Source organism: Sorangium sp. So ce1153 (assembly GCF_051521595.1).
Classification (GTDB): domain Bacteria; phylum Myxococcota_A; class Polyangia; order Polyangiales; family Polyangiaceae; genus Sorangium.
In genome coordinates, this window is the sequence record NZ_CP150361.1 from 8,424,324 (window position 1) to 8,438,656 (window position 14,333).

16 protein-coding genes are annotated in these 14,333 nt (G+C 71.0%); 8 read left to right on the forward strand and 8 right to left on the reverse strand.

Annotated elements, in window-relative coordinates; genetic code table 11:
* Positions 1-230 precede the first annotated feature (230 nt).
* Positions 231-950 (forward strand): PD-(D/E)XK nuclease family protein, encoded by a 720-nt coding sequence (locus WME85_RS30320; RefSeq protein WP_437826265.1) that lies wholly within the window; start codon positions 231-233, stop codon positions 948-950.
* Complete coding sequence (locus WME85_RS30325; protein WP_437826267.1) at positions 947-1,531, forward strand: hypothetical protein; 585 nt, start codon at positions 947-949, stop codon at positions 1,529-1,531. Before WME85_RS30320 ends, WME85_RS30325 begins: the two co-directional genes overlap by 4 nt.
* Positions 1,532-1,587: 56 nt before the next feature.
* On the opposite strand, the gene WME85_RS30330 is transcribed toward WME85_RS30325, so the two are convergent.
* The 5 genes from WME85_RS30330 to WME85_RS30350 form a co-directional block, all read right to left on the reverse strand.
* Positions 1,588-3,141, reverse strand: a complete 1,554-nt coding sequence (locus WME85_RS30330) for a sensor histidine kinase (protein WP_437826269.1) — start codon at positions 3,139-3,141, stop codon at positions 1,588-1,590.
* A gap of 74 nt (positions 3,142-3,215) precedes the next feature.
* Positions 3,216-3,911: a response regulator gene (locus WME85_RS30335; RefSeq protein WP_437826272.1), complete on the reverse strand. Its 696-nt coding sequence runs from the start codon at positions 3,909-3,911 to the stop codon at positions 3,216-3,218.
* Positions 3,908-4,618, reverse strand: a complete 711-nt coding sequence (locus WME85_RS30340) for a hypothetical protein (RefSeq protein ID WP_437826274.1) — start codon at positions 4,616-4,618, stop codon at positions 3,908-3,910. The genes WME85_RS30335 and WME85_RS30340 overlap by 4 nt, the downstream gene beginning before the upstream one ends.
* Complete coding sequence (locus tag WME85_RS30345; RefSeq protein WP_437826276.1) at positions 4,615-5,379, reverse strand: hypothetical protein; 765 nt, start codon at positions 5,377-5,379, stop codon at positions 4,615-4,617. Before WME85_RS30345 ends, WME85_RS30340 begins: the two co-directional genes overlap by 4 nt.
* Positions 5,376-6,107 (reverse strand): hypothetical protein, encoded by a 732-nt coding sequence (locus WME85_RS30350; protein ID WP_437826278.1) that lies wholly within the window; start codon positions 6,105-6,107, stop codon positions 5,376-5,378. Before WME85_RS30350 ends, WME85_RS30345 begins: the two co-directional genes overlap by 4 nt.
* 343 nt (positions 6,108-6,450) lie before the next feature.
* On the opposite strand from WME85_RS30350, the gene WME85_RS30355 reads away from it, so the two are divergent.
* The 6 genes from WME85_RS30355 (at position 6,451) to WME85_RS30380 (ending at position 11,509) form a co-directional block, all read left to right on the forward strand.
* Positions 6,451-7,038: a Uma2 family endonuclease gene (locus WME85_RS30355; RefSeq protein WP_437826280.1), complete on the forward strand. Its 588-nt coding sequence runs from the start codon at positions 6,451-6,453 to the stop codon at positions 7,036-7,038.
* Between the two features lie 239 nt (positions 7,039-7,277).
* A complete protein-coding gene (locus WME85_RS30360) occupies positions 7,278-8,423 on the forward strand; it encodes an ABC transporter permease (RefSeq protein ID WP_437826283.1) in 1,146 nt (381 codons plus the stop codon).
* Positions 8,424-8,431: 8 nt separating this feature from the next.
* Positions 8,432-9,157: an ABC transporter ATP-binding protein gene (locus WME85_RS30365; protein WP_437826285.1), complete on the forward strand. Its 726-nt coding sequence runs from the start codon at positions 8,432-8,434 to the stop codon at positions 9,155-9,157.
* Positions 9,157-10,134 (forward strand): MlaD family protein, encoded by a 978-nt coding sequence (locus WME85_RS30370; RefSeq protein WP_437826287.1) that lies wholly within the window; start codon positions 9,157-9,159, stop codon positions 10,132-10,134. Before WME85_RS30365 ends, WME85_RS30370 begins: the two co-directional genes overlap by 1 nt.
* Positions 10,131-10,760: an ABC-type transport auxiliary lipoprotein family protein gene (locus WME85_RS30375; protein WP_437826289.1), complete on the forward strand. Its 630-nt coding sequence runs from the start codon at positions 10,131-10,133 to the stop codon at positions 10,758-10,760. Before WME85_RS30370 ends, WME85_RS30375 begins: the two co-directional genes overlap by 4 nt.
* A 104-nt stretch (positions 10,761-10,864) precedes the next feature.
* Positions 10,865-11,509: a hypothetical protein gene (locus tag WME85_RS30380; protein ID WP_437826291.1), complete on the forward strand. Its 645-nt coding sequence runs from the start codon at positions 10,865-10,867 to the stop codon at positions 11,507-11,509.
* A 141-nt stretch (positions 11,510-11,650) separates the two neighbouring features.
* Here the strand turns inward: WME85_RS30380 and WME85_RS30385 are convergent, their stop codons facing one another.
* From WME85_RS30385 to WME85_RS30395, 3 genes are all read right to left on the reverse strand, one after another.
* Positions 11,651-12,556, reverse strand: coding sequence for a DMT family transporter (locus WME85_RS30385; protein WP_437826293.1), 906 nt, complete (start codon positions 12,554-12,556; stop codon positions 11,651-11,653).
* Entirely contained in the window at positions 12,553-13,449 is an 897-nt protein-coding gene (locus WME85_RS30390; RefSeq protein ID WP_437826296.1) for a hypothetical protein, read from the reverse strand. Before WME85_RS30390 ends, WME85_RS30385 begins: the two co-directional genes overlap by 4 nt.
* A gap of 498 nt (positions 13,450-13,947) precedes the next feature.
* Complete coding sequence (locus WME85_RS30395; protein ID WP_437826298.1) at positions 13,948-14,169, reverse strand: hypothetical protein; 222 nt, start codon at positions 14,167-14,169, stop codon at positions 13,948-13,950.
* Positions 14,170-14,333: the final 164 nt, after the last annotated feature.

Genomic DNA, 14,333 nt, shown 5'->3' on the forward strand with positions numbered 1-14,333 from the left:
TCTGCTCCCACCCATGCCGGCCAAGCGAGACCTTCTGACCCATCTCACCCGGGACGGACTGCTGGCCCTGGTGGCCCGCTTCGAGCTCCCCGTGAGCGACCGCCGCGTCCGCGGCTCGCGCTGGAGTGGGCGGCGTGCGGGACGAGCTGGGGAGGCGGCCGCCGCCGGCCACGGCCCGTGTACGCGAGGCGGCACATGGGTCCGCAGAGAGGACAGGGTGGAGTAGATACATGGCATTCTTCGCGTCAGGGCCCGAGGCGGACGAGTCCCGGATCGCCGACCTCGCAACCGAATGGCGTGCCATCGTGGCGAGGGAGCAGGAGACCCGCGCGGCACAGGTCGCCGCGTGGGAGACACAGCTCACCGAGCTCCGCGCCGAGCAAGAGGCGCTGCTGAGAGATGGCCACTGGGCGGCCGGACCGGACGATCTCCTGAGCATCCTCGGGCAAAGTCGACAGGAGCCGTATCATTCTGCGCTGCTGGCGTGGCTGCTCGATCCTCAGGGCCGACACGGCTTCGGCTCTGGCTTCCTCGAGGCGCTGCTCCGCCGCTGCACGCCCGATCCGCCGACAGCCGAGCTGAACCGCGCCCGGCCCGACCTCGAGGTGAGCAAGGGCAAGGTCCACGCCGATGTCGTCGTCGCTGGACCTGGGCTCTACCTCGTGATCGCGAACAAGATCGATGCACATGAACAGCCGCGGCAATGCGACAAGCTTTACGAGAGCTTCGGTCCAGAGCCAGGTGCCCTGTTCGTCTTCCTGTCCCCATCGGGACGAGCGCCCGTGACGGCGACGGGGGACGCGCGGGAGGCGTTCAAGACGATGAGCTACGCCGAGCTCGCCGTGATGCTCCGCGACGCGCTGGCCTGCGCGCCGGGGAAGGGCGCGACGGCGCACGGACGCGAGGTGGCGTCCAACTATCTTGCCACACTGGAGAGGGAGTTCCAATGAACCGCATCGACGATCCGCGTGCCGTATTCTATCTCCGGCATCAGGAGCTCATCGAGGAGTGGGCCGCCCTCGGCGAGCCCGCCGCCGAGCTCGCGCACGCCTTTCTGTGCTCTTGCGCAGATGACATCGCCGGGCTCGCCGCCGAGCTGTCTCCGGACATCCAGGTTTACAAAACACTGGAAGAGGACTGGCCGAAGATCTTCTTGATCTTGCCAGAATGGCTCGAATCGTTCGAAGGCGAGCTCGAGCCGAAGGTCGGGATCGGCCTGGAGTGGCACAAATCGAGACATCTCAATTTCACGATGTCTCCCAGCTGCCCCTACACAGGGGTGTGGACACATTGCGATCTCGACCACGGCAAGGATCTGTCGAGGAGGTTTCGTGCGGCGTTCGGAGAGGCCAACCTCCTCAAGCAGCACCAGCTCGCCACCACCGCCGCCTGGTGGCCCGCATACCGCTACGAGCGCGCGACAGGGGAATACTGGAACGACCTCGCGCCCTACCGCGCGCAGATAGTCGAATCGGTGCGGTTCTTCTGGACGGTGTTCGAACCGCAGATCCGGAAGGTGCTGGCCGGCTGAGTCTCCTCGAAGCCTGCCTCGGCCCGCGCTGCCCGCAGCCCGCCCTCCCCCCTCCCCTACCGCCGCACCGGCAGTTCCACCACGAACCGCGCCCCCTCCCCCGGCGCGCTCTCCACGGTCACCACCCCGCCGTGCGCCTCGGCCACGCTCTTCACGATCGCCAGCCCCAGCCCCGTCCCGTTGCGGCTCTCGTCGGTCGTGAAGAACCTGTCGAAGATCCGCGCCTGGTGCTGCGCCGGTATCCCCGGCCCCCGGTCGCGCACCGAGATCCTCGCCGTTCTCCCACGTTCCGCGCCTTCCCCGCCCGCCCCCTCCTCCACGGCCACCACCACCGCCTCCCCGTCCGGCGAGAACCTCACCGCGTTGTCCACGAGGTTCAGGAGCGCCGTCTCCAGGTCCGTCTGCCGCGCCCGCAGCAGCCGCTTCGGCATCTCGTACCGCAGCACCACCGGCTTCTCCGGGCTCTCGCACCGCTCCACCACGCGCGCCGCGAGCGCCTCCAGGTCGAGCACGGTCATCGCCTCGCTCGAGGCCTCGATCCGGCTGAGCTCCAGCAGCCTCGACACGAGCCGGTCGAGCCGCGCCACGTCGAGCTCGATGTTCCGCAGGAAGCGCCGCCGCGCCTCGAGATCGTCCGCCGCCCCCTCGTCGAGCAGCTCGGCGGCCCCCCGGATCGACGTGAGCGGCGACTTGAACTCGTGCGCGACGTCCGCCGCGAAGTCCGAGATGTACCGCAGCCGCGCCCCGAGCCGCTCGTTCATCGCCGCGAACGACGCGCCGAGCTCGCGGACCTCGCCGCTCCCCGACACCGGCACCACGATGTCGCGCTCGCCGGCCGCGATGCGCTTGGCCGCGCGCGAGAGCTTGCCGAGCGGCCTCGAGATCGTCCACGCGAGCGCCAGCGTCACGAGGCCCGTGAACAGGCTCGCGACCACGAGCACCCGGATGAGGCCCGACCGGATCCGGTGCAGCTCCACGAGCACCGGCTGCGTCGAGCGGACCACGTAGACCGCGCCGAGCACCTCGCCGCCGCGGCGGATCGGCTCGGCCAGGAACAGGAAGACCGCCGGCGGCTCCTCCCGGACGCGCGTCCGCGCGGCGCGGCGCCCCGCGAGCGCCTCGTGCACCTCGGGACGATCCAGGACCTCGGACCAGCGCTCGCGCGCCCCCTGGGCGATCGGCTGCACCCGCTCGGCCAGCTCGATGAGGTCGGCCGAGCTCGGACCATGGCCGCGATAGCTGCGCGTCGGGATGAGCACGGGGCGCGCCGGCTCCGGCCCCTCGGGCGGGCCGTTCTCGTGCGAGTCGACGACGACCGCGCCCGCCCGATCGAGGATCCGGACGCGCGTGCGCGTGCGCCGCGCGGCCTGGGTCAGGACGTCGCCGTGCTCGGGCGCGTCGAGCTCGAGCCCCCGGTCGAGGCCCGACGCGAGCATCGCCGCCACGAGGACCGCCTGGTTCTCCATGTCGCGCTCCAGCGAGCCGAGGAGCTGCCGCTCGTAGAGCCGCGCGAACTCGAGCCCCGCCACCGGCACGAGCAGCACCACCAGGTTGACGACCAGCAGCCGGACGCGGATCCGGCCGAGCTCCCGGCGCAGGCGCTCGATCATCGTACGGCCTCGCGTCGCACGGCCTGGCATCGCGGGGCCCGGCACCTCGTAGGGCGTGGCATCGCGCGGCCCGGCTACGCCCCGTTCACCTTGTAGCCCACGCCGTGGACGGTCGCGATCGGATCGCCCCCAACTGCGCGGAACTTCGCGCGAATCCGGCGGACGTGGGTGTCGATGGTGCGCTCCGTGATGAGGTTGTCGTAGCGGTAGGCGCGCTGCATGAGCTGCCCGCGCGAGAGCACCACCCCCGGCCGCTCGAGGAGCGCGCCGAGCACGCCGAGCTCCGTCGCGGTGAGCGAGACGGGCTGGCCGAGGTAGCGCGCCTCGTGGCGGTCGGTGTCGACCTCGATCGGGCCGTGGCGGAGCACCGCCGCGCGCGCCTCCGGCGGCGACGCGGGAGGCGGCGCCTCGGCCCGCCGGAGCAGCGCGCGCACGCGCGCCACGAGCTCGCGCGGCGAGAACGGCTTCGTGAGGTAGTCGTCGCCGCCGAGCTCCAGGCCGACGATCCGGTCGACCTCGTCCGCGCGCGCCGACAGGAACAGGATCGGCGTCCGGCTCGCGGCGCGCAGGCGCCGGCACACCTCCAGGCCGTCGAGCTCGGGGAGCATGACGTCCAGCACCACGAGGTCGACCCCCCCCGCCCCCGCCGCCTCGACCGCGGCGCGCCCGTCCGCCACCGCCGTCACGGTGTAGCCCTCCTTCTGCAGGGCGTAGAGCAGGACCTCGCGGATGCGCGCCTCGTCGTCGACGACCAGGATGTGCTTGCTCACGTCTCGATCGGCTCCTCGTACCCGGCGCCGCCGTGCGCGTCGATCGCCGCGCCGAGGCCCTCCACGCGCGCCCAGACCTCGGACACGATACCACCGACGCCCTCGACCGTGGATCCGGCGAAGCGCGCCAGGACGAGCTGCGTGCGGAGCGCCTGGACGAGGTCGGCGAGCTCCTCGAGGGCGCGGGCGTCGCGGTCGCGCATCGCCCGCAGGCGCCGGATGTTCTCGAGGTGCAGGTGCGCCGTCGCCAGGGCGCGCCCAGGCGCGCCGCCGCGCTCGATCTCGGCGACGCGCGCCGCGGCGGCGGCCTCGTCGAAGCCGCTCTGGCGGAGCAGCGCGTCGAGCTCGGCGTGGCGGGCGGCGGCGCGCGTCACCTCGGCTTCGATCCGCGAGGCGGCCTCGCGCGAAAGGAGCGCCTCGAACGAGGTGCCGGCGCACGCGCTGACCCCCTCGCGCAGCGCGCCCTGCACGCGCGCGGCCGCGGCGGCGGTGCCCGGGCTGCCGCCGGGCTCCCCGCGGCTCGCGCTCGCGGTGAGCGCGACGGGCGCCCAGAGCGGCCAGAGCGGCACGCAGAGCGCCGCGGAGAAGGCGGCGCGGTGGCGCGCGCCGCGCGCGCCGTCGGCGCTGGAGCGCGCGGCGCGGTAGACCGCCACGGCGCACGCGAGCCCCGCGATCAGGTACAGGACCGCCAGGTCGCGCAGGCTCATCGCGCGCCCTCCGTCGGGCCGTCGCCCGCGGGGCACTCCTGGCTCTCATACGGGTACGGGTAGCCGCACGGGTAGTCGTCCGGATCGGGCGGGTACACGGCGTCGTCGTAGATCCCGCGCGCAGATCGGAAGCTCCGGAAGAGCGCGTCGGGGAAGCTCCCCTCGCGGGCGCGCAGGAAGGGGACCACCTTCGCGCTCGGCCGCCCGAGGTAGGGCCGGAGGATCCACGCGGCCTGGCCGCCGACCGCGAAGAACACGGCCATGAAGGCGAGCGCGGTGAGCGCGCGGCCCCGGCCCGCGCCGATGCCGCGCACGAGCACGCCGAGCGCGGCGAGGCCCGCGACGGCGTAGGCGAGCCAGGCGGCGACCGAGGAGGCGTGGTAGCCGAGCCCCAGGTCGATGAGCAGCCAGAGCACGGGCGCGAAAGCGAGCAGCACGAGCGAGGAGCGGCCCGCCGACGCGAGGGCGAGGGCGATGATCGACCGCATCGGCCACGGGCGGCCGAGGACGGCCGCGAGCGCGTGGAACGCCGGGGCGCAGAGCGCCAGCGTGACGAGCATCGCGAGCGGCACCTTGATCGCCGCATAGAGGATCTGCTGCGGGCCCCGGAAGCTCCCGATCACGCCGCCGAACACGGCGGAGCCGAGGGCGATGGCGCCGAGCGACGCGAGCGCGATGGCGCGGATGTCCCGGTCCTCCCGGCAGCTCGCGGCGATCTCGGACGGCGCGCGGAGGAGCCGGCCCATGACGGCGGCGCTCACAGGGCACGTCCATTCAGGATCGGGAGCGTCCCCCACCAGACGCGCAGCGCGAGCGCGACAGCGAACCCCGCGAACCCGAGGAGCGCAGCGCCGTGCCCGGCCAGGCGGAGGAGACCGCCGTCGGGCTGGAGGGCGTCCCGGAGGTCGCGCAGGAGGAAAACGACGCCGACGGCGCCGCCGACCGCGAGGCCGAGCAGGCCCATGATCGCCGCGGTCACATACGACGCGCTCGTGACGACGAAGAGCGCGGCGGCCGGCGCGAGGCCGCCGAGCACGAGGCCCGTGGCCGCGGCGGCGCGCGCCGTGGCCGACAGCGCGCGCGGCGCGTCGAGCGGCGCGTTGAAGAGGGTCAGGACGATCGTCAGCGCCGGGACGCCGAGGCAAGCGACGGCGACCAGGGCGGCAGGGACGCCGGCGGCGTGGTGGGCGAACGACACGCCGCCCTGCCGCGCGCCGAGCGCCAGGCCGTAGAGCGAGGCGAGGCCGACGCCGACGCCGAACCTGGACAGGTCGCCGCGGAGGTCCGGGGCAGGCCGCTCCGCGAGGAGAGAGGCTGTCCAGCCGGGGTGTCCGGCGGGCGCCGTGGGCCCGGCGGCGGCGGTCGCGGGCGCCTCGGGCCCGGCGGAGGCGCCGGCCGCGGGCGATGCCGTGGCGTCGCCACGACGCTCCGCGGGCGATGCCGTGGCGTCGCCACGACGCTCCGCGGGCTCGGGAACGCCGGTTTCCACGCCGGATTCCGGCGATGAGGGGATGAGAAGACAGGGAGCTTGCGCCTGCACAGGACCTCCGTGGGGGTGAGCGCTGCGCGGCGTGCTCGGCCGGTCATTCTGGACTGATCGTTCTAGAACGATCGGTCCAGAATGACCGGCGTACGCGCTGCCGTCGCAGGCCTCGATGGGAGTACCCCCCGCGCGAGGCGCGCCCGCGCCCGCCACAAGGAACGAACGCGGAGAGGTTGTGGCGAAGTTGTGGCAGCTCGCCCGCCATGGCCGGAGCGCCCCAGGGGGTTGGCTCGTACCCTGACCAGCACCGGCCGCGGCTGACCAGCGGCGGCTGCGGTATGCTCGCGGGATGCCGGTCGCCGTCAAGCTCGGGCCCCGGGCCACCCTCGCCGATGTGCTGGCCATCCCCGAGGAGCAGCGCTTTCACGAGATCCTCGACGGTGAGCTCGTGCGCAAGGCCGTGCCCAGCGGCGCCCACGGGAGGGCGCAGCGCGTCCTCGGAGGCCGCATCGGCGATCCTTACGACCGGCGGCCGGGCGGGCGGCTCCCGGGCGGGTGGTGGATCGTGACCGAGACCGAGGTGCAGCTCGAGGAGGACCAGGTCTATCGGCCCGACGTGCTCGGATGGCGGCGGGAGCGATTGCCCGAGCTGCCGGCGACGACCCCGATCCTGGTGCGGCCGGACTGGGTGTGCGAGGTGCTGTCGCCCTCCAACGCGCGCAACGATCGGGTGAAGAAGATGCGCGTCTATCAGCGGTGCGGGGTGCCGCACTACTGGATGGTGGATCCCGAGGACCAGACGCTGATGGTCTACCGGTGGACGTCCGAAGGCTATCTGCTGATCCTGACCGCCGAACGCGGTGAGCGGGTCAGGGCAGAGCCATTCGGAGAGGTGGAGCTGGAGATGGACGCGCTCTTCGGAGACGAGGTCGCGTAGCGCCACCGAGCGCCGCGCCGTGGCGACCGGGATCGTGAAGCGCCCTGCGCCCGCTTGCGGGCGGGCCTCCCTGCCCCAGGCTGTCCTGGCGCCCACGCCGGGGTTCATCCGCGTCCCCACGCTCGTGTCCTAACGCCACAGCTGCGTCAGAACGTCTCGCGCTGGCGCCGGCGGTCGAGGTTTTCCTGCCGGTCCAACCCCGGCACGACACCTGCTGAGTTGGCCGCCAGAGAACCCCCATGGCGACCGCTGAGCTCGTTACGCCCGGAGTGATGCTGGTCCCTCACCAGGGATCCTCGACCGCACGCCTGATCCCGCTGCAGGGCGAGCTGCGCATGCGCGACGCCGACGCGCTCTGGTCGCAGCTGTCGGCCGCTGTCGCGGACGTCCGCGACGGGACCGTCACCTTCGATCTCGCGCGCGTCAGCGTCATGGACGGCGGCGTCCTGTCGATCCTGCTGCACCTCCGCGCGGTGCTGGCGGAGCGGGGCGCTCGCCTCGAGCTCACCGGGGCGAACGAGCGCCTCGCGGCGCTCATCGAGCTCTACGGCGGGAACGAGCGGGTCGCGCGCCCGGCGAAGAAGAAGGCGGAAGGCGTGGTCCACCAGATCGGCCGCGCGACCGTCTCCGTGCTCGAGGAGGCCCGGCTCATCGTCGACTTCCTCGGGCAGATGTCCGTGGCGGCGGTCAGCGTGGCGCGGCGGCCGAGCAGGGGCAACTGGCGCGACACGCTCCCCTTCGTCGAGCGGACCGGCGTCGACGCGCTGCCGATCGTCCTGCTCATCAACACCCTCGTCGGCTTCGTCATGGCGTTCCAGGCCGCCAAGCAGCTCGCGACCTACGGCGCCAACATCTATGTCGCCGACCTCGTCGGCATCTCCGTGACACGCGAGCTCGCGCCGCTCATGACCGCGATCATCGTCTGCGGCAGGTCGGGCGCGGCCATCGCCGCGGAGCTCGGCACCATGAAGGTCTCCGAGGAGATCGACGCGCTGCGGACCATGGGCTTCGGCGCGGTCAGCTACCTCGTCCTGCCGCGCGCGCTGGCGCTCTTCCTCGTCGTCCCGGTGCTGACCCTGATCGCGGACATCGTGGGGATCGCCGGCGGGACGCTCGTGGCGTCCACGTCGCTCGGCGTCAGCCCGCGCGGCTACCTGAACGAGACGCTGATCGCCGTCCGCCCCTTCGACGTCATCACCGGGATCATCAAGAGCTCGGCGTTCGCCGTGACCATCGCGCTCATCGCGTGCCAGCAAGGGTTCGCGACCTCGGGCGGCGCCGAGGGCGTGGGGCGCCGCGCCACGTCGACCGTCGTCTCCTCGCTCTTCTGCATCGTCCTCATCGACACCTTCTTCACCATGATCTTCAGGGCGTTCGGCGTATGAAAGCTCCCATGATCGATGTCCGCGACCTCACCATCGGCTGGGGTGACAAGCTGCTCCAGGAGAACGCCACGTTCCGCGTCGAGCGCGGCGACGTGTTCGCGATCCTCGGCGGGAGCGGGTGTGGCAAGTCGACCCTGCTGCGCTTCCTCACCGGGCTCGAACAGCCGATCTCGGGGAGCATCGAACTCGACGGGATCGGGGCGCCGAGCCTCGGCGAGGGCCGCCCGCAGTTCGGGGTGATGTTCCAGCACGGCGCCCTGTTCGGCTCGATGACCGTGGCGGAGAACGTGGCGCTCCCCCTGCGCGAGTGGACGCAGCTGCCGCCGGACGTGGTGCACGCCATGGCGCGCGCCAAGCTGCGCCTCGTCGGCCTCGAGGGGGCGGCCGACAAGCTCCCCTCCGAGCTCTCCGGCGGCATGAAGAAGCGCGCTGCGATCGCGCGCGCGATGGCGCTCGAGCCCGAGCTGCTCTTCCTCGACGAGCCGTCGGCGGGCCTCGATCCGGTGTCGTCCGCCGAGCTCGACGCGCTCATCCTCACGCTGAAGCGCGTCGTGGGCCTCACCGTGGTCGTGGTGACCCACGAGCTGGAGAGCATCTTCGCGATCGTCGATCAGTGCATCATGCTCGACAAGGAGACGCGGAGCATCATCGCGCGCGGCCGGCCCGCCGAGCTGCGCGACAGCGAGGATCCGCGCGTGCACAGCTTCTTCAACCGCACCGCAGAGGCCGCCTGATGTCCTCCCCCACGAATTACTTCAAGATCGGTCTCTTCGTCCTCCTCGGGCTCGCCGCCGCCTTCGCGACGGCGGTCGCCTTCGGGGCAAACCAGGTGGAGCGGCAGACGCTCGCCTACTACACCTACTTCAACGAGTCTGTCCAGGGGCTCGACGTGGGCTCGCCGGTGAAGTACCGCGGCGTGACCATCGGGACCGTCGCGGCGATCGAGATAGCCCCCGATCGACGGCACGTTCAGGTCGGCGCGGAGCTCGATCTCGAGAACATCCGGCGGCTCGGGCTCACCGAGACGGCGCCGCCGGGCGAGGGCGGGCCAGTCCGGTTCTCGGTGCCGCCCGAGCTCCGGACGCAGCTCCAGTCTCAAGGCATCACCGGCGTGAAGTTCCTCGCCCTCGACTTCTTCGATCTCGAGGCCAACCCGCCTCCCGCGCTGCCGTTCGAGCCGCCGTCGAACTACATCCCTGCGGCGCCGTCGCTCATGAAGAGCCTGGAGGACAGCATCGTGCGGGCCGCGGACAGCCTCCCCGTGATGGCGACGCGGATCTCATCGGCCCTGGATCACATCGACACGATGCTCGCGCAGCTGCAGGAGGAGAACCTGGCCGGGCGCACCGTCGTCACCCTGACGAACGTGAACGACACGCTGGCCGAGCTCAAGGACACCGTGAAGCGCGTCAATCAGGCCAATATCCCCGAGAAGGCGGCCGGCACGCTCGCCAAGGTGGACTCGGCCGTCTCGCGGCTCGACGGGGTGCTCCGGCGCTTCGACGGGGACACCGGGCTCGTGGCGAGCGCGACGCGGGCGACCGACGCGTTCGGCGAGGTCGGCCGCAGCGCCCACGGGACGACGCGCGAGCTCGACACGACGCTGCGCGAGTTCCGCGAGACGATCGACGCGGTCCGCGATCTCGTCGAGTCGCTGGAGAAGGACCCCGACATGCTGCTCAAGGGTCGTGCCGTGAAGGAGGCGCCGTGACCATCGCAAAGACGCTCTCGATCGCGCTGCTGCTCGCGCTCCCGGGCTGCGCGCTCACCTCCAAGGCAGACCCGCTGTCGGTCCGCTACTTCACCCCGAAATGGGAAGCGGCGTCGCGCGTGTCCGAGCGCCCGAGCGCGGAGGGGCCGCGCCTCCGGCTCGGCCAGATCTCGTCGAGCTCCCACCTGCGCAACCGCATCGTCTATCGCTCCTCCGACGTGGAGGTCGCGATGTACGAGGACCGGCGCTGGACGGAGAAGCCCGAGGAGTACGTCCGCCGCGCGCTGGCGCAGGCGCTCTTCGAGGAGCGGCCCCTCGTGCAGGCCCTGGCCGGCGCCGGACCGACGCTCGACGTCGAGCTCCTCGCCTTCGACGAGGTGCAGCGGAAGGACGGCCGCGCCGCGCGGGTCACGCTCCACTACGCCGTGCAGGACGACCGGAGCGTGCTCGACGCGCAGAGCATCACCGTGGAGGTCGAGATCCGGGGGAACCCTCGTGATCCGGAGAACATGGCCGCGGCGATGGGCGCGGCCCTCCACGACGTGGCGGAGCGGCTCGCGTCGCGCGTGGCGTCGCGGCTCACAACGGCCGGGCCGGGCGAGGCGCAGGCGAGCGCGGCCCCCTGACGCGGTAGCCCGGCGCGCCCGGCGCGCCCGGCCCGGAGCTCCAGCCGATGCCCCGCGCCCCGGTTGACGCTCGCGCGCCACGGTGGTTGGAGCTGGATCCACGTATGGTGCGCACGAAGAGGCCGTCGATCGATGACGCCAGCGCCCTCGATGCGCGGTCGCGAGCGCTGGCGGCGTTCGCGGAGCGCATCCCTGGGCTGCTCTCGGTGAGCCTCGACCAGGAGGTCCATGCCCACATGGGCGCCACGATCTCCGAGGCGATCCTCCAGGCGGGCATCAGCTACGAGACCGTGGTCAAGCCGAGGGTCGAGCGGCTCCGGGCGCGTCACCCCGAGGCCGCCACGACAACCGCCTTCCTGGACCTCCTGCGGCGGATCGAGCCGACCCGCCTGCTCGATTTCCGTGGGCGCAAGCCGCTCCTCGTGCACCGCACGGCGGAGCTGCTCCGCGATGGCGAGGTCGAGACGGAGCTCGATCTCCGCTCCTGGCTCGAATCGAACGAGAACCAGGAGAGATTGAGGCGCCTGGGCGGGATCGGCGACAAGACGATCGACTATTTCAAGATGCTCTGTGGCGCCCGGACGTGCGCGATCGATGTGCACGTGCTGCGGTTCATCGCGTCCGCGGGCGTCGAGGTCACCGGGTATGCCGACGCCAAGGCGATCATCGGCCGTACCGCCGATCTCCTGTCCGTCGACCCGGCCACGCTCGATGGCTGCATCTGGGAGTACATGAAGCGCCGCGGCTAGGACACCGAACAGGTTGAAGCCCGGAGAAAATGAACCACAGAGGCACAGAGGACACAGAGTTTTTTTGTTGTTCCTCTGTGTCCTCTGTGCCTCTGTGGTTCAAATCTCTTCATTCCAGGGTGTTTCAAGCCGATCGGCGCTCTAGGCTTCCGCGAGCGCGGCGTTGGCGGGCTTGACGGCGTGCCAGGTGTGCATGAGCGCACCCGAGATGATCAGCGCTGCCCCGAGGTATCCGCGCAGGGTCAGGGCTTCCCCGAGATAGAGGCGCGCCAGGACCGCGCTCCAGATCGGCTCGAAGACGTAGAGGAACGCGACGGTCACCGGCGAGACGCGCTTTTGCATGAAGATCGAGATCGCGGTCGGGAGCAGGGTCGTCCCGAATCCGATGTACAGCACGACGAAGATGTCCTTGGGGAAGACCGGATGAACGGCGCTCCAGTCGCCGAGCAGCGCGGCGCCGAGCCCGGTGAGCACGATCATGGTCGCGAGCTCGATCCCGAAGAGCGGCCACGGCGACGCATCTTCCTGGTGGATGTCGTGATCCACCTGGAAGATGTAGCAGGTGTAGAAGAAGGCCGCGAGCAGCGCGATCAGGTCCCCTCGCCAGTCAGCGCCGTTGATCGGCCCCTCGAAGATCAGGAGCAGCGCCCCCGCCGACGCGACGAGCCCGGCGATCCATGTCGCCCCCGCGATGGGCCGCTTGAGCAGCCCTCGCGCGATCAGCGCGGCCATGATGCCGTTGAGCGAAGGGAAGAACGCCGTGTTCGTCGCCGTGGTGTGCTTCAGCGCGAGCGTGCTCGTGAAGATGGCGAGCGCGAGGACGCCCCCGAGCTTCACGCCTCTCAGGACGAGCCCACGGGTGAACGCCGCCCGCTCTCGCCGCCAGGAGACACAGAGGATGACCGCCACCGCGGGCAGGAGCGAGCCCACTTCGAGGAACGAGAACACGAAATTGTCAATGCGGGTGAGCGCTTCCTTCGAGACCGCGTAGAACGTCGCCCAGAGCATCGTGTTGAGCAGGAAGCAGCACAGGGCGAAGGCTTTCACATGATTTCTCCGGGCTTCGTGGCGGCCGCATCGGGCCGATAGTCGACGTGACCGTTCATCCGGCGCACCCAGCGATCGATGAGCTGCGGAGTATAAGCGACCGGCATCTCGTGGCGGTAGGCTCTCTTCTCGGATTCGGCGAACGCAGGGTCCTGGTGGTTGGCGATCCAGTAGCGCTCGTCCTCGGACAGGTACGTCGGGCACAGCGTCGTGTCCGTCATCGCGATGTAGTTGCGGATGGTCTTGGCGGCAATTTTCTGCCAGAGCGCTCCGCACTCGGTCAGATGCCCCTGAAGATCATCGTCAGGCCGTGCGCGAGATATGTCCCGGTTGTACTTGCGGAGGAAGCGATCGCGTACGAAGATCGAGAAGCCGAACACGTCGGAGCTGATGTTGACGCACGGGTAGGGAGCGGCCATCAGCGGGTCGTAGAGCGGATCGTTCTTGTCGTCGGCCTGCGGGGAGAACGCGATCGCGTCGAAGTCGTCGAAGAGCGTGAGGGCGCTCGTGACCGGGCACTTGATCGCGTGGCGCTGGTGCACGCTCCCGCCGCGGATGAGCCGCTCGGGTCGCTCGCGCGCGAGCGGCGCGATCTGCTGCGCGAGGTACGAGATGGTGTCGAGCGCGGTGCTGCCGGACTCCGCGTAGAGCTCGGGGTTATTGAAGACGAGGAGGCACGCGACCTTCTCGTACGTCAGCACGCTGCGGCGGAACTGACGATAGGTATCCACGACCGCCGTGCCGTCGCCCGCGTCGTCGAGGACCGTGATCATGTACCGCCCGAGGAGAAATTCTCGTCTCCCTGCGACGCAACCGAGACAATCCCGGAACCATGCCTGCATCTCCTTCAGCACGGTCTCGTTGGGCTTTCGGTTCAGGTTCTTGTTCAGCATTGGTTCGGCTCTGTTGTGCAGGGGCCTGTGGGGAACTGGCGTCGATCGCGGCCGGCACGTCATCGTGAATCGCGCCGGGGTAGATCGACCGTCCGCTGCGCCGTCGCCGATTGGCAGGCGACGGCGCGTGTGAGCTCGCTCGGGTCGATCCGACGATCGAAAGCAGCTTTGAAGACCCCCTGTGGCACGATAATGTAATCCAGCGCAGCGTGCGGCGCTACGTCCTAATCGCGCTCGAGATGGCGATCCCGTGGCATGTCATCTCGTTGATGCATGGCAGCGACGGGTGTGTCGCTCCGCATCGCGTGCCACGCGCAATGCGGTACTGCGCTCAGCTGTTGCGCCGCTTTCGCGCGCCGCCGTCGCGATCGCGGCGGCGCGCGAAAGCGGCGCCCCGGGGACCCCGGTAGCAGGTGCGCTGCGCCGGCAGATAGCGAGACCCGTGCGGTGTTCCGGTAAAAATCAACCAAGCTCGACGCCCGGTATCACGCCGACAGCTCAACAGCGCTGGACGTTGCCGCCGAGGCGGCGTGGCGTGAGCTTCGCGATACCCACGCGGGCGCGCTCGTCCGGGTGCCCGGCCCCGTCGTCCACGAGGAGGGCCCAGCTCGCGTGGCTCGCCGGCGGCGGCGGCGGCGGGCCAGAGGCGCCAGCGGTACGGACGGACGTCGCGCGGCGCGTCGGCCGCGGGTCCGGGGCAGCGTGCTGCAACGCGTTCAAGCGGACTCCCCCGTCCCTGGAGTCGACCGAGGGGGGGCGCGGAACGGCAGCACGACCGCGCCCCTCTCGCCCGCCCCGGTCTGCTGCGCGCCGCAGGGAGTTGGGGCTTGACGTTTCCAGGGCGTTTGGATTTCCTTCTCCGTCGGGGGGCGCCAGGGTTGGCG

Coding starts and splice junctions, on each gene's coding strand:
- WME85_RS30320 (WP_437826265.1), top strand. CDS start 231: ATGGCATTCTTCGCGTCAGGGCCCGAGGCGGACGAGTCCCGGATCGCC.
- WME85_RS30325 (WP_437826267.1), top strand. CDS start 947: ATGAACCGCATCGACGATCCGCGTGCCGTATTCTATCTCCGGCATCAG.
- WME85_RS30330 (WP_437826269.1), bottom strand. CDS start 3,141: ATGATCGAGCGCCTGCGCCGGGAGCTCGGCCGGATCCGCGTCCGGCTG.
- WME85_RS30340 (WP_437826274.1), bottom strand. CDS start 4,618: ATGAGCCTGCGCGACCTGGCGGTCCTGTACCTGATCGCGGGGCTCGCG.
- WME85_RS30355 (WP_437826280.1), top strand. CDS start 6,451: ATGCCGGTCGCCGTCAAGCTCGGGCCCCGGGCCACCCTCGCCGATGTG.
- WME85_RS30360 (WP_437826283.1), top strand. CDS start 7,278: ATGGCGACCGCTGAGCTCGTTACGCCCGGAGTGATGCTGGTCCCTCAC.
- WME85_RS30365 (WP_437826285.1), top strand. CDS start 8,432: ATGATCGATGTCCGCGACCTCACCATCGGCTGGGGTGACAAGCTGCTC.
- WME85_RS30370 (WP_437826287.1), top strand. CDS start 9,157: ATGTCCTCCCCCACGAATTACTTCAAGATCGGTCTCTTCGTCCTCCTC.
- WME85_RS30380 (WP_437826291.1), top strand. CDS start 10,865: ATGGTGCGCACGAAGAGGCCGTCGATCGATGACGCCAGCGCCCTCGAT.
- WME85_RS30390 (WP_437826296.1), bottom strand. CDS start 13,449: ATGCTGAACAAGAACCTGAACCGAAAGCCCAACGAGACCGTGCTGAAG.